17 protein-coding genes are annotated in these 21697 nt (G+C 33.2%); 13 read left to right on the top strand and 4 right to left on the bottom strand.

Annotation, left to right across the window (positions count from 1 at the left end):
* Nucleotide 1 precedes the first annotated feature (1 nt).
* The 11 genes from E5167_RS01855 (at nucleotide 2) to E5167_RS01910 (ending at nucleotide 11289) form a co-directional block, all read left to right on the top strand.
* Nucleotides 2-1264 carry a hypothetical protein gene (locus tag E5167_RS01855; RefSeq protein WP_136840451.1) on the top strand — a complete coding sequence of 421 codons (1263 nt, stop codon included), beginning with the start codon at nucleotides 2-4 and terminating at the stop codon, nucleotides 1262-1264.
* Between the two features lie 98 nt (nucleotides 1265-1362).
* Nucleotides 1363-2043, top strand: a complete 681-nt coding sequence (locus E5167_RS01860) for a succinate dehydrogenase cytochrome b subunit (RefSeq protein WP_136840453.1) — start codon at nucleotides 1363-1365, stop codon at nucleotides 2041-2043.
* Between the two features lie 12 nt (nucleotides 2044-2055).
* A complete protein-coding gene (locus tag E5167_RS01865; protein ID WP_136840455.1) occupies nucleotides 2056-4071 on the top strand; it encodes a fumarate reductase/succinate dehydrogenase flavoprotein subunit in 2016 nt (671 codons plus the stop codon).
* A 9-nt stretch (nucleotides 4072-4080) separates the two neighbouring features.
* Nucleotides 4081-4824, top strand: a complete 744-nt coding sequence (locus E5167_RS01870) for a succinate dehydrogenase/fumarate reductase iron-sulfur subunit (protein ID WP_136840457.1) — start codon at nucleotides 4081-4083, stop codon at nucleotides 4822-4824.
* 82 nt (nucleotides 4825-4906) lie between these two features.
* Complete coding sequence (locus E5167_RS01875; RefSeq protein WP_136840459.1) at nucleotides 4907-5863, top strand: M28 family peptidase; 957 nt, start codon at nucleotides 4907-4909, stop codon at nucleotides 5861-5863.
* Nucleotides 5864-5899: 36 nt separating this feature from the next.
* Nucleotides 5900-6361, top strand: a complete 462-nt coding sequence (locus tag E5167_RS01880; RefSeq protein ID WP_136840461.1) for a hypothetical protein — start codon at nucleotides 5900-5902, stop codon at nucleotides 6359-6361.
* Nucleotides 6362-6444: 83 nt separating this feature from the next.
* A complete protein-coding gene (locus tag E5167_RS01885; protein WP_136840463.1) occupies nucleotides 6445-8214 on the top strand; it encodes a MutS-related protein in 1770 nt (589 codons plus the stop codon).
* 343 nt (nucleotides 8215-8557) lie between these two features.
* Nucleotides 8558-8707 carry a LytTR family transcriptional regulator DNA-binding domain-containing protein gene (locus tag E5167_RS15595; protein WP_169301356.1) on the top strand — a complete coding sequence of 50 codons (150 nt, stop codon included), beginning with the start codon at nucleotides 8558-8560 and terminating at the stop codon, nucleotides 8705-8707.
* A 135-nt stretch (nucleotides 8708-8842) separates the two neighbouring features.
* A complete protein-coding gene (locus E5167_RS01900; protein ID WP_136840465.1) occupies nucleotides 8843-9280 on the top strand; it encodes a hypothetical protein in 438 nt (145 codons plus the stop codon).
* 73 nt (nucleotides 9281-9353) lie between these two features.
* Nucleotides 9354-10496 (top strand): methionine aminotransferase, encoded by a 1143-nt coding sequence (locus tag E5167_RS01905; RefSeq protein WP_136840467.1) that lies wholly within the window; start codon nucleotides 9354-9356, stop codon nucleotides 10494-10496.
* 13 nt (nucleotides 10497-10509) lie between these two features.
* On the top strand, nucleotides 10510-11289 hold the full coding sequence (locus E5167_RS01910; RefSeq protein WP_136840469.1) for an amidohydrolase: 780 nt from the start codon (nucleotides 10510-10512) through the stop codon (nucleotides 11287-11289).
* Here the strand turns inward: E5167_RS01910 and E5167_RS01915 are convergent.
* On the bottom strand, nucleotides 11276-12883 hold the full coding sequence (locus tag E5167_RS01915; RefSeq protein WP_136840471.1) for an Ig-like domain-containing protein: 1608 nt from the start codon (nucleotides 12881-12883) through the stop codon (nucleotides 11276-11278). The genes E5167_RS01910 and E5167_RS01915 overlap by 14 nt on opposite strands.
* 53 nt (nucleotides 12884-12936) lie before the next feature.
* A complete protein-coding gene (locus tag E5167_RS01920; RefSeq protein WP_317130354.1) occupies nucleotides 12937-13602 on the bottom strand; it encodes a ComF family protein in 666 nt (221 codons plus the stop codon).
* A 92-nt stretch (nucleotides 13603-13694) separates the two neighbouring features.
* Between E5167_RS01920 and E5167_RS01925 the strand changes: the two genes are divergently transcribed.
* Both E5167_RS01925 and E5167_RS01930 read left to right on the top strand, forming a co-directional pair.
* On the top strand, nucleotides 13695-14573 hold the full coding sequence (locus E5167_RS01925; protein WP_136840475.1) for a coiled-coil domain-containing protein: 879 nt from the start codon (nucleotides 13695-13697) through the stop codon (nucleotides 14571-14573).
* Between the two features lie 62 nt (nucleotides 14574-14635).
* Nucleotides 14636-16177, top strand: a complete 1542-nt coding sequence (locus tag E5167_RS01930; protein ID WP_136840477.1) for a glycine--tRNA ligase — start codon at nucleotides 14636-14638, stop codon at nucleotides 16175-16177.
* 53 nt (nucleotides 16178-16230) lie between these two features.
* Here the strand turns inward: E5167_RS01930 and E5167_RS01935 are convergent, their stop codons facing one another.
* Together E5167_RS01935 and E5167_RS01940 are read right to left on the bottom strand one after the other, a co-directional pair.
* Complete coding sequence (locus E5167_RS01935; protein ID WP_136840479.1) at nucleotides 16231-17358, bottom strand: efflux RND transporter periplasmic adaptor subunit; 1128 nt, start codon at nucleotides 17356-17358, stop codon at nucleotides 16231-16233.
* Nucleotides 17359-17367: 9 nt separating this feature from the next.
* Entirely contained in the window at nucleotides 17368-21678 is a 4311-nt protein-coding gene (locus tag E5167_RS01940; protein WP_136840481.1) for a CusA/CzcA family heavy metal efflux RND transporter, read from the bottom strand.
* Between the last annotated feature and the right edge of the window lie 19 nt (nucleotides 21679-21697).

The raw sequence follows: 21697 nt of genomic DNA on the forward strand, positions 1-21697 counted from the left end.
AATGTCAAAATCCTTCATAGCACTTATTATAATGTGCTTAACTTTCTCGTTTCAATCTAATTCACAAGAAACACCTCAAAACGACCAAACAGAAGATCTTAAAATATATCTAGATTGCAGATTTTGTGATAATACATTTTTAAAACAAAACTTAGGGAATGTACAGTTTGTTCGCGATCAAGCACAAGGCGATGTCCATTTGTTTTTCCTCGCACAAGGTACTGGTAGTGGAGGTAGACGTTATGATGTTGATTTTATTGGTAAAAATGACTTTGAGTCTATAAACTATAAATTATCATTTACCACTGATTCAAATATGACAGGTGACGATGTTAGAAAACGAATTTTAGAAAAAATCAAGTTAGGTTTGGTTCGTTTTTGGATAGAAAAAGGAACTTTAGACGGTATTTCGGTGTCTGCACCTACTCCTAAGGTTGAAGAAGCCGAAAAAACAAAAACAGAAGTTGAAGACCCTTGGAATTCTTGGTTTTTTAGACTTGGAGCTAATGGGTGGTTCAATGGTCAAGAAACCAATAATTCAAGTAATATAAATTTAAATATATCTGCGAGACGTGTTACCGAAAAAAACAAGTTCTTTATGCGTATTGGGTTTAATGAAAATAAATCTACATTCTCTTATAATGGTGATGATATTGTTTCAATAAACAGCGGGAAATCTTTATATGTAAACGATGTATTGAGTATTAATGACCATTGGTCTTATGGCTTTTTTGGAGGTTTAGGAACGTCTACTTTTGGTAATTATGCATTATACTGGAATTTTAAACCTGCATTGGAATACAATTTTTTTAAATATAACGAATCCGCTAACAAACAATTGGTGTTGAGTTACAGTAATGGCATTAGATATAACGATTATACTGAAAGAACAGTCTTTCTTAAAAATTCTGAATATCTATGGGAACATTCTATTTCACTTGGTGGTAGTGTAAGGCAAGAATGGGGCGATGTAAATGGTGAAATATCTTTTGACCAATATTTACATGACACTACACTAAATTCTTTAAATTTTAACTTAAGAACAAATATAAGATTATTTAAAGGTTTTAATTTCAACATTGGTGGTGGCTATAGTATCACTAGAAATCAAATTAACATATCTTCTGGAGGCGCATCGCTTGAAGATATCCTATTACGACAACAACAATTACAATCAGGTTATAATTACTTCTTTAATGTTGGGATAAGCTATTCGTTTGGCTCTATTTATAACACAGTAGTTAATCCAAGGTTTAACTTCTAAATTATAACCATTCTAAATAACAAAATCAACACTCTTGTTTTTTGCTAGAAAGACCACCCTGAAGTATTTTTGTGTCAACTTATAAATAACGACACATTATGAGTGGATTTTTTAAATCTTCGATTGGAAGAAAAGTAGCCATGGCATTATCTGCCTTCTTCCTAATGTTTTTCTTAATAATACATTTAGCTGTTAATATTACATCCTTATTTAGTGTAGAACTTTTTAATCAGTTATCACACTTTATGGGAACTAATCCATTAGTGCAATTGGCATTACAACCCGTTTTAATTTTTGGTGTGGTATTCCATTTTGTAATGGGCTTTATTTTAGAAATAAAAAACCGCAAAGCTATTGGTATTTCATATGCCAAAAATAACGGTGCTGCAAATTCAACTTGGATTAGCAGAAACATGATTTACAGCGGACTTGTTATTTTAGCCTTTTTAGTCTTACACTTTATAGATTTTTGGTTTCCAGAAATGAAGCTAAAGTATATTGAAGGAGACATGACAGGAGTAATCGCTGGCACACAAGAGTTTAGATACTTTGAAGAGTTGCAACACAAATTTCTTAGTCCTATTAGAGTTGGAGCATATGTATTAGCCTTTATTTTTCTTGCATTGCATTTACTACATGGTTTTACCTCAGCGTTTCAATCAATGGGCTCAACTGCTGGGCGCAAAAAAGCGTTACAAACTTTCGGGAAAATATATGCTTATGCAATTCCACTAGGATTTATTATCATCGCTGTTTGGCATCATTTTAATCACCTATAACATTTTACAACTATGAGTGTTTTAAATTCAAAAGTACCTAAGGGTCCCATTAAAGATAAATGGACCACTTATAAAGATAAAATAAATTTAGTAAATCCTGCCAATAAGCGTCATATAGATATTATTGTTGTTGGAACTGGTTTAGCTGGAGGTTCAGCAGCTGCTACCTTAGCAGAACTAGGCTATAATGTAAAAGCCTTTTGTTATCAAGATTCTCCAAGACGTGCGCACTCTATTGCTGCACAAGGTGGAATTAACGCCGCAAAAAACTATCAAGGTGATGGCGATTCAACCTATAGATTGTTTTACGATACTGTAAAAGGTGGTGATTATCGTTCGCGTGAAGCAAACGTCTATCGTTTAGCTGAAGTATCAGCAAACATTATTGACCAATGTGTAGCTCAAGGAGTCCCATTTGCACGTGATTATGGTGGGTTACTTGACAACCGTTCGTTTGGAGGTGTGTTAGTATCTAGAACATTTTATGCTAAAGGACAAACAGGACAGCAGTTATTACTTGGTGCTTACTCAGCAATGAACAGACAAATTGCTCGTGGAAAAATTCAAATGTATAACCGTCACGAAATGTTAGACGTTGTAAAAGTTGATGGAAAAGCACGCGGAATTATTGCACGCGATTTAATTACTGGAAAAATAGAACGCCATTCAGCTCACGCAGTTGTAATTGCTTCAGGAGGGTATGGAAATGTTTATTTCCTTTCTACTAACGCTATGGGAAGTAATGCTACAGCTGCTTGGAAGATTCATAAAAAGGGAGCGTTTTTCGCTAATCCATGCTATACACAAATTCATCCAACATGTATTCCGCGTTCGGGAGATTACCAGTCTAAACTAACATTGATGTCTGAGTCACTTCGTAACGATGGTCGTATTTGGGTGCCAAAAAATATGGATGATGTAATGGCTATTCGCGAAGGTCGTAAAAAACCAACCGATTTATCGGAAGACGAACGCGATTATTACCTAGAACGTCGTTATCCAGCCTTTGGTAACTTAGTGCCACGTGATGTGGCTTCTCGTGCTGCAAAAGAGCGTTGCGATGCTGGCTATGGTGTCAATGCAACTGGTGAAGCAGTATATTTAGATTTTGCTTCAGCTATAGAACGTTATGGAAAAGAGCAAGCAAAACTTAATCATATTGAAAACCCTACAAAAGAAAAGATTACTGAGTTAGGTGAAGGCATCATTGAAGCTAAATATGGAAACTTATTCCAAATGTATGAGAAAATTGTAGATGAAAATCCATACAAAACACCAATGATGATTTATCCTGCAACACATTACACAATGGGTGGTGTTTGGGTAGATTACAATTTAATGACCACAGTTGACGGGTTGTATTGTATTGGTGAAGCCAATTTCTCTGATCATGGTGCTAACAGACTTGGTGCTTCAGCATTAATGCAAGGATTAGCAGATGGTTACTTTGTGCTACCTTACACTATTGGAGATTATTTATCTAATGACATTAGAACTGGTCCTATTTCTACCGAAACTAAAGAATTTGAAGACGCTGAAAAAGAAGTAACAGATAGAATTAACTTCTTTATGAATAACAACGGAACAAAATCGGTTGACTACTTCCATAAAAGGCTTGGAAAAGTTATGTGGGACAAAGTTGGTATGGCTCGAAATGAAAAAGGTTTAAAAGAAGCTATGGCTGAAATTAAACAAATTCGAGAAGAATTTTGGAAAGACGTAAAAGTTCCTGGAAATGCTAACGAGATGAATCCAGAATTAGAAAAAGCAGGTCGTGTTGCCGATTTTCTTGAATTAGGAGAGTTATTTGCTAAAGATGCTTTAATACGTAATGAGTCTTGTGGAGGTCATTTCCGAGAAGAATCAGTAGAATTAGAAGGCGAACAAAAAGGTGAAGCAAAACGAAACGACAAAGATTTTGCTTTTGTTTCTGCTTGGGAATATAAAGGAGAACCTGCTGATGCAGTGCTACATAAAGAAGAATTAGAGTTTAAAGACATCGAACTAAAACAACGTTCATACAAATAAGAAGACATTATGAATTTAACACTTAAAATTTGGAGACAAAAAGACTCAAATGCAAAGGGTCAAATGGTCGATTATAAAGTCAATGATATTTCAGAGCATATGTCTTTTCTTGAAATGATGGATGTTTTAAATGAGCAATTAATTAATTCTGGAGAAGAACCTGTAGCTTTCGATCACGATTGTCGAGAAGGTATCTGCGGCATGTGCTCCATGTACATAAACGGTGAAGCACATGGTCCAGACAGAGGCGTAACTACATGCCAATTACACATGCGTATGTTTAAGGATGGTGATACCATTACTATTGAACCATTTAGAGCTAAAGCATTTCCAGTAATAAAAGATTTAGTAGTTGATAGAACAGCTTTCGAGCGTATTCAACAAGCTGGAGGCTACATTTCTGTAAACACCTCTGGTAATACACAAGATGCCAATGCTATTCCTATTTCAAAGCATGCTGCTGATGAAGCTATGGATGCTGCTACCTGTATTGGTTGTGGTGCTTGTGTAGCCACTTGTAAAAACTCTTCGGCAATGTTATTTGTTGGTGCTAAAGTAAGTCAATATGCTTTATTACCTCAAGGGCAAATAGAAGCTGCCGATCGTGTTAGAAATATGGTTGCTCAAATGGATGCTGAAGGTTTTGGTAATTGTACCAATACTGGAGCTTGTGAAGTAGAATGTCCTAAAGGCATTTCATTAGATAATATTGCGAGAATGAACCGAGAACTTATGAAAGCCAATTTAAAATAGCCTAAATAATTCTATATAAATAAATAAAACCTAAGTTCTCACTTAGGTTTTTTTATTAGCTTTGGTTTTTAATAAACATAAAATGAAATTAAAACATTATTATCTAGTACTCGTTGCTATCCTTACGCTTTCTTGTAAAGGTCAAACAAGCGAAACAACACAAGAAGTTGAAACTACTGAAACTATAGAAAAAACAGTAACATTATTTGATACTGAAGCACTGTTAGAACGCGTAAAATTCTTGTCGTTAGATTCTTTAGAAGGCAGACAAACTGGAACAAAAGGTGGTTTAATAGCTAGAGAATATGTTATTAATCAATTTAAGAAATATGGTATTGCACCTTTATTAGATGACTACACCCAACCATTTACTTTTGAAGGTCGTCGTGACAAAAAAACCTATAAAGGCGCTAATGTTTTAGGTGTTATTAAAGGCACAGATCATCCCGAAAAATATATTGTATTATCGGCACATTACGACCATCTTGGAGTAAGAGATGGGAAGGTGTTTAATGGTGCAGATGACGATGCATCTGGTACAAGCGCTATAATTGCAATGGCTGAATATTTTAAAAGCAATCCCCCAAAACATTCTGTGGTTATTGCATCTTTCGATGCCGAAGAAATGGGCCTACAAGGTGCGAGTTACTTTGTAAAAGCCAATACATTGTCAAAAGAACAAATTGCCCTGAACATTAATTTAGATATGGTTGGTCGTAACGATAATAATGAATTATATGTTGTTGGAACTAATTTATACACACAGTTACAACCAGCTATTGATGGTTTGGAATTACCAGAAAATTTTAAATTATTAACTGGTCATGACGGATTAGATGGCAAACAAAGTTGGGTGTTCTCATCAGATCATGGGCCATTCCATAGAGAAAAAATTCCGTTTTTATACTTTGGTGTAGAAGACCATAAAGACTATCACAAACCAACCGATGATTTTGAAAGCATACAACCTGAATTTTATGCAAAAGCAGTGACAGCTGTGATTGCTGTGTTTGAAAAGTTGGATGAGATGAGTTCTTAGTTGCAAACTATAGTTTTTAGATAAGCTAGATGACATATGAAAACTGAAATTATTCCACATGTTGGATTTGGTAAAGTTAAGCTGGGTCAAACTCTAGGTCAAATAGAAAAATTATTAGGAAAACCTAATGAAAATAAAAGAAACTACTACAGAGAAGATAATTCAAATGAAGTTGTCTTAAAATATCATCATATTGGAGCAGATTTAGTATTTTCATCTGATAATAGTTTTAGGTTAAGTTCAATTACTTTGTTCTCTAGAGCATTTACTCTAAATGGCAAAAGTTTGATTGGATCAAACCAATCAGAGTTAATATTAAAATTCAAAAATTTATTTGAAGACTTAAAATTAGATGATGACTTCGAAGAATTAAATGCAAAAGATTACTCGATTGACTCAATAGGAATTTCATTTTGGTTAGATAATGGAATTATCGAATCAATTACTCTTTTTCCGAAATATCAAAATGATAATGAAACTATAATATGGCCTAAATAACAATTAAACAAGAAAATGTAAAAAACCCTTCTAATAAACAGTAACCACATTTTTTCGTTTCTTTACTCTCAAAAAAACGCCTCATGAACAACCCATTACAATTTTATAACGCTCAAATAAGCTTATTTCAAAGCAAAATAGCTGCTCTAAAAAAGAAGCTCTTGGTTTTGAGTCTCTCAAGAGTAGTTATTTATTTAGCTGGTGTTATGGGTGTTTATATCTATTTTCATAACATTCCTGTGGCAGTTAGCATTGCTATTGTTGCCATTGGCTTGTTTTTATATTTTGTATCAAAACATACCGATGCCAAAGCACAACGCAATTTATTTAGAGCATTATTAAAAATTAATAATGAAGAATTAGAGATAGCAAAAGGGAACTTTTATAAACGGTTTAGTGGTAATCAGTTTCAAAATTCAGAGCACCCTTATAGCTTAGATATCGATTTGTTTGGTCGCGGGTCTTTTTTCCAATACCTCGATAGAACAGCTATAAACGAAGGCACACACGCACTAGCAGAGGTGCTAAAATCTAACGACATTACTAATATTCCTAATCGTCAAGAAGCTATTAAAGAGCTTTCTAAAAAACCTGAATGGCGACAGTTATTTACTGCTAAAGCATCCTTAATAGAAACTGAAACACCAACAAATGTTATTATTGATTGGTTAAACAATTACCAACCCTTTGTCCCTAAAATAATGCGTTGGTTACCTTATGTTTTTGGAACACTTTCAACAGTAATCATTGTTTGTAGTGTATTGCAAATCATTCCGCTTCATTATATGGCATATTGGTTAATTTTTGGGATATTTATTATTGGTTTTGTATTTAAAAAAGTAAATATGCTGTCTATGCATACCTCCAAAATTAAGGATACGTTTAGACAATATGCTTTGCTATTACACCAAATAGAAACGGAAACGTTCACCTCAACATTACTTAAAAACAAACAACTTCAAATCACTTCTGAAAACGATAAGGCATCAGACATTTTGAAATCGTTTTCAAAAGCATTAGACGCCTTAGACAATAGAAACAATATCTTTTTTATCCTTTTTGGAAATGGATTTTTTCTCTGGGATTTAATTCAAAGCTATAAAATAGAACAATGGATAACCACGTATGCTCACAAAGTTGAAGATTGGTTTGAAGTCGTTGCCTTTTTTGATGCTTATAACTCCTTAAGTAACTTTTCGTTTAATCATGCTGAATTTGTATATCCTAAAATTACAGCAAACAACACCATTATAAACACCAAAGAGTTAGGGCATCCTTTATTAGATAAAACCAAGCGTATTGCTAGTGACTTAAACATCAATAAAGAACAGTTTTTTATTGTAACAGGTGCTAATATGGCTGGAAAAAGTACTTTTTTACGAACGGTTTCCTTGCACATTGTTATGGCGAATGTTGGATTACCAGTTTGTGCAGCGTCAAGCGAATACACGCCAATAAAACTCATCACAAGTATGCGTACAAGTGATTCTTTGACTGATAATAGTTCTTATTTCTTTTCGGAGCTTACACGACTTAAGTTTATTGTAGATACTATAAAAACAGAGCCATATTTTATTGTGCTAGATGAAATTTTGAAAGGCACTAACAGTACCGACAAAGCACAAGGTTCCAGAAAATTTGTAGAGAAATTAGTGGCTGGAAACGCCACAGGTATTATTGCCACCCACGACCTAAGTCTTTGTGAAATTGAAAAAGAATTAGACGACGTAAAGAACTACTATTTTGATGCAGACATCGTCAATGATGAACTCTATTTTGACTACAAATTAAAGAAAGGTATTTGCCAGAATATGAATGCTAGTTTCCTGTTAAAGAAAATGGAAATCGTTTAACGTTAAAGCACCTTCCCTTGATTAAGGGAAGGTGGCTTCAACTTTTTTTTGTTGAAGACGGAAGGGTTGGAAAACACAACCACATCGTCTTCTAATTTTTATTAAATTGAAATCCACTCCTCCTTTCAAGGAGGAGACTTAATTTATTCTCTAGTTTCTTTTTTTATTTTATCAATATAATTAGCTGCTACATATTTTGGTGCATATTTTCCATCTAAAATAGCTTTAATACCTTGTTCAAGGGTTTCTTGCGGTGATTCTACAATTCTATTAACCTCTTTTCCATCTTTATAAAAAATAAACGTAGGTACTTTGATAATATTTAAGCCTTCCTCTTCGCCTGTTGGGCTTTTTTTATAGGCTTCTGGAGTTCTATCTACAGCAATTACTTACCTATATAGACTCGCTTAAAAATTGGATAGAAAAGCTTTGTGGTGAGCAGTTTGTACAAGTCCATAAATCGTTTATCATTAATAGTAAAAAAAGTCGATAAGGTTTCAGGCAATCAAGTATTTATAAACAATTTAAAAATTCCTATTGGAAGAACTTATAAGCAAGAATTATTAAAGCAGTTAAAAATTATGTAATTTTCGGTTTGTATAACTTATAGTTGTGAATTCAAAAAATTATGAGCTTTTTTAAAAAATTATTTGGTAGAGGTCACACTAAACTACAAATAGTAGATTCTGATTTAGGGCAATTTAATAGTGATTATATAAAAGGTTCAGATGTTATTTGGATTGGAAATACTAAATTGTTTGGTAAGTCTATTGAGCTTCTTATGGAAGGAAATCAAGAGAGAATTTCACAAGTACAAAAAAAGATTGTTTTATCAGCTTTATCTGATGAAGACAATCTTAAATCTGAATCATCTATTGCTATCAAAGAAGAATATAAAAATGCCGAAATGGATTTTTCTTCTCTTGAAGACCTATTGGAAGTTAAAGCGATTACAACCAATGACAATGGGTTTGAACTATCTTTTGAACAAAAGGAAAATCCTTTTTTTTATTTTAATGTGTTTTTCGAGAATAATAAACAAACAGGAGTATCAATTGATAGCTAAATAAAAAAATAAAACGTTTATAATAGATTACTGTTTTTTAAGCAAAATTCAACTCTAATAAACAACCAATAACATGAACCACCAATCCAAACTTCCTAATTTAGAAACCACCATTTTCTCGGTAATGAGTGCTTTGGCGCATAAACACAAGGCCATTAATTTATCACAAGGCTTTCCAGATTTTAAAGGCGACCAAAAGTTAATAGATTTAGTAAGTGCCAATATGAATGCTGGCTATAATTATTATGCACCAATGCCTGGAGTTTTAAAATTACGTGAAGCCATTGCAAAAAAATACGATGATCTTTACAGTTCTACCTATAATCCAGACAATGAAATAACGGTTACAGCAGGCGCTACACAAGCTATTTATACAGCTATCACTGCACTTATTAGACCTGGAGACGAAGTGATTGTATTTCGTCCAGCGTACGATTGTTACATTCCATCTATAGAACTTAATGGTGGAAAAGCCATCTCTATTCAATTGCATAAACCTGATTATAAAATTGATTGGAACAACGTTGCTAAGGCGATTAATAATAACACAAAAATGATTATTATTAATACACCTCACAATCCAAGTGGTACTGTGTTTTCAAAAGAAGATATGCTACAATTACAAAAGCTAACCAATAACACAAACATTGTTGTGTTAAGTGACGAGGTATATGAGCATATTATTTTTGATGACGAACAACATCAAAGCGTGTGCTTATTTCCTGAGTTAAAATCTCGTAGTTTCATCACCGCGTCGTTTGGCAAAACGTTTCATAATACGGGTTGGAAAACCGGTTATTGTTGTGCACCAAAAGAATTGATGGACGAGTTTGTAAAAGTGCACCAATTTAATGTGTTTAGTGTGAATCATCCTATACAGTTAGCGTTAGCTGTGTATTTAGAAGAACCCAATCATTATTTGGATTTATCTCAGCTATTTCAAGAAAAAAGAGATCTGTTTCTCAACTTGATAAAGGATTCTAAATTTACGTTTACACCATCAAAAGGCACGTATTTTCAAGCATTGGATTATTCAAATATTTCGAATGAGAACGATTATGATTTAGCTATCAGACTTACCAAAGAACATGGCATTGCTTCTATCCCTATTTCGGTGTTCAATAAAAATAAGCTAGACGAAAAGATGCTACGCTTTTGCTTTGCAAAAACCGATGATACTTTAAAAAGAGGTGCGGAAATATTATGCAATATTTAGTTATTTTTGATCTATGCAAGACACTTTAAAAATAGCCCTTATTCAATCTGATTTAGTTTGGGAACACCCTAAAGAAAACAGATTACACTTTTCTGAAAAAATAGACACAATTACTGAAACTGTTGACTTCATCCTTTTACCAGAAATGTTCACTTCTGGATTTACGATGACTCCTGAAAATGTTTTTGAAACCATGGAAGGCGAAACAGTGCAATGGATGAAAAAACTTTCGAAAGAAAAAAATGCTGCTATTGGAGGTAGCTTAGTTATAAAAGAAGGTGGTAATTTTTACAACCGTTTTGTGTTTGTAACGCCTAATGGTACCATTGACACCTACGACAAAAGTCATACCTTTACTTTAGCTGGTGAAAGTGATGTATATAAGGCTGGATGTGAAAAAGTCATAATTAATTATAAAGGTTGGAAACTTTGTCCATTAATTTGTTATGATTTACGCTTCCCTGTTTGGGCTAGAAACGTTGAACATTATGATGTACTGATGTATGTAGCCAATTGGCCAACACCTCGTGTTGATGCTTGGGACACCTTACTCAAGGCTAGAGCCATAGAGAACATGAGTTATTGTATTGGTGTTAATCGTGTTGGTAGTGATGCTAATAATCTTGAGTATTCTGGACACTCAGCTGCTTATGATGGATTAGGAAAACAACTAACATCTTTAGAAAACAACAAAGAAGGTATAGAAATTGTAACGCTAGAAAAAAAGCATGTATCTAAAATTAGAACCATGCTAAAATTTTTAGATGATAAAGATGTGTTTACTGTAAAGTAAATGTGATGATTTGTTCCGAATACGCTCTAACATCAATTTCTTTAGAGTCATGGCTTACACGTTCAGGTTGAATTTTATTTAAAAAATTACCTGAATCGTACTTACCATTTTTATTGGTGTCGAAAATTACTCTTATAAAATACTTCCCTGGATTGAGGCTTAAAAAATCAATTGGTTTTGAAGCATCTTCAACATATTGCTCAACTTCTAGCTCTCCTTTTTTATCTACTAATTGTACAATAACAGGATATACTGCGTTTTGTAAATTAACACGAATTTCACCATAATCTATTTCAGCTTTCGTACGAACATTAAAGTTAAGTGTGTCGTTTCTGTCTTCAAAAAAATCGGTAAGTGCTCCTGGCAGTAATGTTATTCTATAAATATTCTCTTCAGTTTTATCAAAAGAGAGGTTATAAGTATTATTAAATGTATCGAGTCTGCTAGTAAAGGACACATTAGTAGAATCCTTATCTAAAATGGTTATCTTACTTTCATCCATTGAAGCAAATGGTGTTGTTCCTTGCAATTGAAAATCTTCTTGCAATTTTAGTGATCTGCCTTCTATAGGCTTCACAATTAAAGTGTCTTTTTTTAGGTCTCTTAAATTTACTTTAAATGTTTCGGTAAAATCTGCTTTTGAAACGTTTACCATTACAGAATCTGCTTCAAAATTAGGTTTATACCAAAAATTTAAGGTGTCTTTTTCAACTTCTTTAGTGATGACACTTTTAAAATCTGAAGTGGTTTGAGACAAAATTTCAATATTCATATCCTCACCTTCTCCTTCGTATCCAAAAGCAATTTTATTACCAGATACTAAACTAGGTCTCACAGGTTTAAAATCTGTAACTTCTTTAAATAAATTCATTTCGTAAACCGAATCAGAAGGCAATGTAATGAACTCCTTTTTAAAGGCTATTTTATCTGTTTTTTGTTGAAAAATATAATCTTCATTTTTCTCTTTTAAAGCAATCATTAAATACTTACCTGCTTTTAAGTTTTCAAGTTTAAAAGTCGTTGTACTATCTAATGTATTAGTGATGTATTTTGGTTTCTGCTTGTAAATAATGGAGTCCGTAAACGTGTCGTTTACTTCATAAAGCATGACAGACACAAAATCGTCAGGTGTTCTTTCTAGAGCATTTTTCACAAATCCGTTAATGCTTAACGAATCAATATGGTTGCCAGTTGAAAACACATAACGATAATAAGGATAAGGATTGCCTTCGTTATTATCTACAATACTTGTTCCGAAATTAAAAGCATACGTGGTGTTTTCTTGTAAGGTGTCGTGAATTTTAATCGTAATATATTTACTTGCTGAACCCAAAGGCGTAATCTCAGGTGCAGGATCCATTGGTGGCGATACTATTAATTGCTTTTGTATATCGTTAAGTTTAATATACTCATCAAAATAAATTCTAATTTCCTTTCCTTTAAAGTTTATGGAGTTGTTTTCAGGAACTGACCTAACAATTTCAGGTGGCGTTACATCTTTTTCGCCTCCAGAAGGAGTGCCTCTATTTGCACAATTAAAAAGAACTGTACAAACTAAAGTTAAGAGACAAAAATTAGATAAAAAACGATGCATTAAATCAATTATTTAGACAAATTAACAACTTATTTAGATAAACGAAAAACTTATTACGCAATTGCCATAGTGGCAAGACTTAATTTAACATTGTTGGCTTTTAACAGTTCATTTGCACAAGCTTCAACTGTTGCTCCTGTTGTAATAATATCGTCAACCAATAATATATGTTTATTTGCTAAAACATCTAGTTTAGCTGAGCTAAAAACCTCATTATCATTGCCCCATCTAGCTATACGCTTTTTAAATACTTGGGTTTGCGTTGCTGTGGTTTTTTTAAGCACAGTATCTATATATGGAATATCTAAAGCGTTCGCTATTTCTTTGCCAAACTTTTCTACTTGATTATACCCTCTTTTTTTAAGTTTCTTTTTATGTAAAGGCACAGGTACAATTGCATCAATATTTTTATATGCTTCAATGTTTTTTAACTCATGCCCTAGCCACTTCCCAAGAAACTCACCAATATCTTGATAGCCTCTGTATTTTAAACCATGCATAAGCTGTTGTACCATTCCTTTTTTATGAAACCTCAAAAGTGCAGTGGCATGTTCTAATTTTACACGTCCGTAAAGCACTTTTTTAACCGTATCATCATTATTAAAATGATAATTAGTAACTGGTAAATTGTGCCTACAATCGGTACAAACGTATGTTTCTTTATCTACAAGTAAATTATTGCAAGCATAACACACTTTGGGGAAAAATAAATTCAACAAGTTTTTTACCATTTTAACGATTAAAATTATTTACTACAAACTTAATATATATTTTCGCCTCAATTAATTAAATCAACCAATAATAGTAAGTAATGATAGTTAACCCTCAAGTATTTAACTACAGATTCACTATAGGCACCCTCGTAGTTGCTATTACAGCTCTAATAGTGTACAGTTACTCTAGCTATACTTCAGCACAGTCAAAAGAAGCTTTTTTTAAACAAGAAAAAAAGCTTTTAGAGAGTCAGACATCTAAAATCATTACGAGTTATGATAAGCTTGATAGTATTAACAAAAGATTAAAATTAGAATTAGACAATTCTAAACAACATATTACTCAAACTCAAGATTCTTTAGAAAAATTACAAGCTAATATGTCGTTGATTTATCAATATAGAAATGAATTAATATCTCTAAAAAAGCAACAATCTCATTTACTTAAAAAAGAAGATTCTTTTTCTATAGTAAATAATGAACTTTCAAAACAAAACGCTTCTATTTCTAAGATTCTTAATGAGCAATTGAATGTTATTTCTAACCTAAAAGAAGAAAAAGCTAAACTAGATAACAATCTAAAAAAAGGAGCATTAGTTACAGCAAACTCATTTAAAACCACAACCTTTGGTATTAAAAATTCTGGAAAATTATTAGAAACCAATAAAGCAAACAAAACTAAAAGCTTTAAAATAGATTTTGTGCTTGCAGAAAATCCATTAGCTTCAATACAGGAAAAAGAATTTTACTACCAAATAATTGGCCCAGACAATAATGTTGTTTCAGATAAAGGTGCCATTGAATTTGATAGATCATCACTAATATACAGTTATAAAACAAGCGTTTTATATAGCAAAAACACATTAGATGTTTCTGTAAACATTGGAGTTGAAGAAACTCTTAAATCTGGTCGTTACCTAGTAAATATTTTTGACAACAATAAACGGGTAGGTAGTACTAAAATAATTTTACAATAATTCAACAAATAATTTTTAAGTAACCGTTCCTTTTGTATGGAACGGTTTTTTATTTTTGCACCATGGCAAATCAAGACGATAAATTTAAGAAGGTAATCTCTCATGCAAAAGAGTATGGTTATGTGTTTCAAAGCAGTGAAATATATGATGGTTTAAGTGCTGTTTACGACTATGCGCAAAATGGCGTTGAACTCAAAAAAAATATACGCGACTATTGGTGGAAAGCCATGGTACAAATGCATGAAAATATTGTTGGTCTAGATGCTGCTATTTTTATGCATCCAACCACTTGGAAAGCTTCTGGACATATTGATGCTTTTAACGACCCTCTTATAGATAATAAAGATTCTAAAAAACGCTATCGTGCCGATGTTTTAATTGAAGACTATTGTGCTAAAATTGAAACTAAAATTGAAAAAGAAGTAAAAAAAGCTGAAAAACGTTTTGGTGATGCTTTTAACAAAGAAGAATTTGTTTCAACTAACGGAAGAGTATTAGGCTACCAAGAAAAAATAAACACTATACTTTCTAGAATGGCAAAGTCTTTAGAAAATGAAGATTTAGCTGATGTTAAGGCACTAATTGAAGAACTTGGAATTGCTGACCCTTTAACAGGAAGCAAAAATTGGACTGACGTAAAGCAGTTTAATTTAATGTTTGGAACTAAGCTTGGTGCTTCCGCAGAAAGTGCTATGGATTTATACTTACGCCCTGAAACAGCACAAGGTATTTTTGTGAATTTTTTAAATGTTCAAAAAACGGGACGTATGAAGATTCCGTTTGGGATTGCCCAAACAGGTAAAGCCTTTAGAAACGAAATTGTTGCACGACAATTTATTTTTAGAATGCGTGAGTTTGAGCAAATGGAAATGCAGTTTTTTGTAAAACCAGGTACACAAAAAGAATGGTATGAGCATTGGAAAGAAACCAGACTTAAATGGCATTTATCTCTTGGAATGGGCGAAGATAATTACCGTTTTCACGATCATGAAAAATTAGCACATTATGCCGATGCTGCTGCAGATATAGAGTTTAAATTCCCATTCGGTTTCAAAGAATTAGAAGGTATCCATTCACGTACAGATTTCGATTTAAAAGCACACGAAGAATTTTCCGGAAAAAAGCTGCAATATTTTGACCACGAAGACAACAAAAACTATGTGCCTTATGTGGTTGAGACTTCTATTGGTTTAGACAGAATGTTTTTAGCTGTATTCTCCAATTCTTTACAAGAAGAAGAACTGGAAAACGGTACAACAAGAACTGTTTTAAAGCTACCAGCAGTATTAGCACCAACTAAAGCAGCCATTTTACCATTAGTTAAAAAGGATGGTTTACCTGAAATAGCACGTAAGATTGTTGATAATTTAAAATGGGATTTCAATGTTGCTTATGACGAAAAAGATGCCGTTGGAAGACGCTACAGACGTCAAGATGCTAACGGAACACCATTTTGTATTACAGTAGATCATGATACCTTAGAAGACAACTCGGTTACTATAAGACATCGTGATACTATGGAACAAAAACGCGTTAGAATTGGAGAACTACGAAACATTATAAAACAAGAAGTAGATGTGAAATCTTGGTTGATGAAAATATAGCCAACAATAAAACATAAAAAAGCCTCAAGCAAGAAACTTGAGGCTTTTTTGTTTTACTCTCCTCCAGACAATAACATAAACGTACCTTTAGTTAATACTTGCTTATCTTTAAAATCTTGAGTGTTTAGAACCTCTACAAAAGCTTCTGTTTGCTTTCCTACCGCTACTTTTGTCTTTTCGAAAGCGTATCCATCATCTTGGTTTTGTAAAACTAATGCATAAAATGCTCCATCAATTTTAGCCACTGCTTCTTTTGGTAAAGCATTTCCACTAGAAGCATCTGTAATAATTTGAGCTTCCACAAACATTCCAGTTACAAAAGGCGAGTTTTCGTCATCTTCAATATGACCATGTATTTTTATAGTTCGGTCAGTGACGTCTATCGATGTTCCAACTAAATAAACCTCTGCTTTATAAGCATTGTTAGAAGCTTCAGGAACTTTAAAACTAATGGATTGTTCTTTTTTTATCTTTAAAATATCCTTCTCAAAAACCATGAGTTCCAAATGAATGTGATTTGTATTCACGATTTCCAATATTTCAGTAGATGCAGATACAAACGACCCATTACTTACATTTACTTTAGTTATAGATCCTGCAATTGGCGCATACAAATTTATAGTTGATGATATGTTGCCATTTTCAACATTTGATGGATTAATATTGAGCATTTTTAGCCTTTGCTTTAATCCATTATAATGTGCTAGATTCCCTTTGTAATCACTTTCAGCTTTCAAATAGTTTTTTTGCGAAGTGATATTCTCTTTATACAAAGTTTCTTGCCTTTCAAACTCCGATTTTAAATAGGTAAGTTGGTTAAACACTTCTAAATAGTTCTGTTGTAACTCTACAAATTCTGGGTTTTCAAGTGTTACTAATAACTGTCCTTTTTTAACCTCATCTCCAATTAAAAGCGGTGTGTTTTTAATATATCCTTCCATAAATGCGGTAACACTTGCTCTACTTGATGGAGGTACATCTATAAATCCTGTGGCTGTTACTGTTTGGTTAAAATCTTGCGTAGATAGTTCACCTAAAGCCATATTTTCAGACTCAAACTGAGATGCTGAAACAACAACCTCTTCTTGATGACTTTGAGTTTCTATACTAACTTCTTCTTTTTCGCTATTTCCACAAGACAAAATGACTAGTAAAAATAAAATGCTATATATATGTTTCATGTTGATATTTTATAAGGTTAAGTAATTAATGGCTATAACTGTTTGGTTATATTGATTTAAATTTTCTAAATAACTAAGTTCAATTTCTTTTGCGTTTTCAATGCTTTGGATGAATTGAAAAAAATCTATTTCTCCATGTTTAAAGCTTTGCTCGGCTGTTTTGATAATCTCTTCAGAAAGATGTTTTCCTTGAGTTTCATAATATATGAGCGCTTCATCTAGTTGTTCTAATTTTGCCAATAGTGTATTAAACTCTGCTTCATAACTTAACTTGTAGTTTTTTTGCTGTTCTTCAGCAGCTTTAAAAGCTAGTTTAGAAGCTTTTATTTTTGAAGCATTCCCATTAAACAATAATGGTATTTTAAGTCCTATTTGATAACCATTTATGTTTGAATTTAAAGTACTGTTTGTGCCTTGAAAATACTCTATGCTTACATCTGGTAACAAATTTTGTGATTCTAAATTGATTGCTGAATTATAGTAATCTTTTGAACTTTCAAAATATGCTAAACCAACATTAGGACTATTAAGTGTTCTTTTTAATTCAAGCCTATTAGGCGTTTGGGTGTTAAATGAAGCTAATTCAGACTGTACTACTTTATTAAGCTGATGTTGTGCAGCAATAACTTCTTTTGATGCTTGCCCTAATAACATTTCTATTTGACGTTGTTTTGATTTTGCTGAAATCATTTCGAGGTAATTAGTTTCACCCAGTTCAAAACGTCTTTCAGAAGCCTTTGCAAAATTTTTGTACAAACTGTCTAGATATTGAATAGCTGCAACTTTTTCGTTTGTATAACTTAGTTGATAATATGCCGAATACACCTCTCTTTTAATTTTTAACAGCTGCATGTTATACTCAGCTTCGGCAATATTTTGTGCGGCTTTATTAAGTTTCTTTTGGGCAAAATAAACCGTTGGAAACTTAAAATCTTGAGACACTCCAAAGACTTTTAACGGTTCACTATTTATGGCTAAATTATTCTCGTCGTAATTATAATAAACATTTGTTTTGTCGAAGCTAAATGCACTATTTATTAACGCTTCTTTTTCCTCAACCATTAATCTAGAGGCTTTTAAAGATGCATTGTTCTCTATTGCTAAAGCTAATGTTTCATCTATTGTTAATTTTGATTGTGCATTGGTATTCATCATAAAAAAGAAACCAATAATGGTAATAACAGCTGTTTTGTTCATTCTTATTTCTTTTTTGGTTTCAAACCACGCATATAAAACAGGCAGTACGATTAAGGTTAAGACAGTTGCTGTAACTAAACCTCCAACTACTACTGTAGCTAACGGACGTTGTACTTCGGCACCAGCATTGGTAGACACAGCCATAGGTAAAAATCCTAAAGCTGCTGCTGCTGCAGTTAATAATACTGGTCGCAAACGCTCTGCAGTACCCCGTTTTATACGTTCTTCAATATCATCCATACCTTGTTCTTTTAGCTCTTTAAAATGCTCAATAAGTACGATACCATTTAGTACTGCAATACCAAAAAGTGCAATAAATCCAACGCCTGCTGAAATACTAAAAGGTAAATCGCGTAACCATAGCAGTAATACACCACCAACTGCAGATAACGGAATTGCAGAATATACCAACAATGCTTCTTTAGCCGAACCAAATGCAAAGTAAAGTAGTAAGAAAATTAAAGCTAGGGCTATTGGCACAGCAACCATTAAACGTGCTTTCGCACTTTGTAAATTTTGAAATTGCCCACCGTACGTAATGTTGTAACCAGCAGGTAATTTTAGTTGACTATCAATGATGTATCTTACATCGTCTACAACCGACTGTAAATCACGATTACGCACGTTAATACCAACAACAATACGCCTTTTGGTATCGTCCCTTGAAATTTTTGCAGGTCCAGTTGTGTATTTAATGTCGGCTAATTCACTTAACGGAATTTTTATTCCGCTTGGTGTATCGACATATAAATTTTGAAGACTTTCCAGGTTTTTTCGATTGTTTTTATCCAGACGAATGACTAAATCAAAACGTTTTTCACCTTCAAAAATATTACCAACTGTTCCACCTGCAAACCCCATTGATATGAGTTGATTAACATCTGAAATATTAAGTCCGTAACGTGCAATTTTACTTCGGTTGAAGGTAACACTCATTTGTGGGAGACCTTCAACTTTTTCAATAATAATATCTGAAGCACCTTCAACATCTTTGATGAGTTCTTTAACTTCATCTGCTTTGTTGGCTAATATTGACAAATCTTCGCCAAAAATCTTGATAGCTACATCAGCTCTAACACCAGTAATAAGCTCGTTAAAACGCATTTCTATAGGCTGGGTAAATTCTACTTCCATACCTGGAATTACACTTAGTGCTTCCTTAAATTTATCGGCCAACTCGTCTTTAGTTTCTGCGTTTACCCATTCGTCTTTTGGTTTTAATTTTATAATTACGTCACTCTCTTCCATAGACATTGGGTCTGTTGGCACTTCGGCAGCACCAATACGACTCACCACTTGATCAACTTCTTGGAAATTGTCTAATAGAATTTTTTCTATTTTAGTTGTGATTTCAATGGTTTTCCCCAGTGAAGTTCCTGTTTTTAAAACAGGTTGAATCACAAAATCACCTTCATCTAAAGTAGGTACAAATTCGCCACCCATTCTACTAAATAAAAAGATGCTTATAGCCAATAAAATTCCTGCTAAACTTACCACTGTCTTTTTGTGATATAATGCCCAATGTATAGATGGTTTGTACCATGAGTTTAAGGCTTTCATTAGTCTTACCGATACATTTTTTTTGCTGGGTGCTTCTGGTTTTAAAAATAATGAAGACACTACAGGTACGTAAGTTAAACATAATAACATAGCGCCAATTAAAGCAAAACTGAAGGTTAGTGCCATAGGCTTAAACATTTTGCCTTCTACACCACTTAATGATAAAATTGGAATAAACACTATAAGAATGATAAGCTGCCCAAAAATGGCAGAATTCATCATTTTTGAGGCGCTTTTTAGTGTAATTTGATCAATTTCTGATTGTTTTGCCTCTCTAGTTAGAGATTTTAGTTTTTCGCTTTGCTTGATGATCCTAAAGGCAATAAACTCGACAATAATTACGGCGCCATCAATAATAATCCCAAAATCTATAGCGCCAAGACTCATTAAATTAGCATCGACGCCAAAAATATTCATCAGTGAAATGGCAAATAATAAACTTAATGGAATCACTGAGGCAACCACTAGCCCAGAACGTATATTACCCAGTAATAAAACCACCACAAATATGACTATTAGAGAGCCTAAAATTAAATTTTCAGACACGGTAAATGTTGTTTTGCCAATAAGTTCGCTTCGTTCTAAAAATCCGTTTATGTACACACCTTCTGGCAAGCTTTTTTGTATAGATTTTACGCGTTCTTTTACGGCGTCTATGATAGCTTTTGAGTTACCATCTTTAAGCATCATAATTTGCCCAAGTACTTTTTCACCTTCACCATTACCAGTAATAGCACCAAATCTGGTAGCGCTTCCAAAGCCAACATTGGCAACATCTTTAATGTAAACTGGAGTACCTTCATTTTTTACCACGATTTGTTCAATATCTTCTAGGTTTTTTACCAAACCTTCACCGCGTATAAAATAAGATTCGTTGGTTTTTTCGATATAGCCTCCTCCAGCAACACTATTGTTTTTTTCTAATGCATCAAAAATTTCGGCTATCGAAATATTCATAGCATTTAACTTATTTGGATTAATGGCAACTTCGTATTGCTTTAAAAATCCGCCCCAGGTATTAACCTCTACAACGCCAGGAATACCAGATAATTGACGTTTAACAATCCAATCTTGAATAGTGCGTAACTCAGTAGTTGTATATTGGTCTTCATAACCTGGTTTAACGTCTAAAATATATTGATAAATTTCACCTAAACCTGTGGTGATTGGCCCCATTTCTGGCGAGCCAAATCCATCAGGAATTTTCTCAGAAGCCGATTTTATTTTTTCAGCGATAAGTTGTCTTGGAAGGTAAGTACCCATTTTGTCTTCAAAAACAATGGTGACTACCGAAAGACCAAATTTTGAGACCGATCTAATCTCTTCTACACCAGGTAAATTAGCCATTTCTAATTCTACTGGATAGGTAATAAATTGTTCCACATCTTGGGTAGATAAGTTACGCGATGTGGTGATAACTTGTACTTGATTATTGGTAATATCTGGCACAGCACCAATAGGGATTTGGGTTAAAGAGAAAATTCCAAAACCAATAATAAATGCTGTAAAAAGGAAAATAAGAAGCTTATTTTTTAAGCTTGACTTTATGATTTTTTCTAACATAATTCATAATTAATTAAAA

The sequence above is a fragment of the Pontimicrobium aquaticum genome (assembly GCF_005047595.1).
Classification (GTDB): domain Bacteria; phylum Bacteroidota; class Bacteroidia; order Flavobacteriales; family Flavobacteriaceae; genus Pontimicrobium; species Pontimicrobium aquaticum.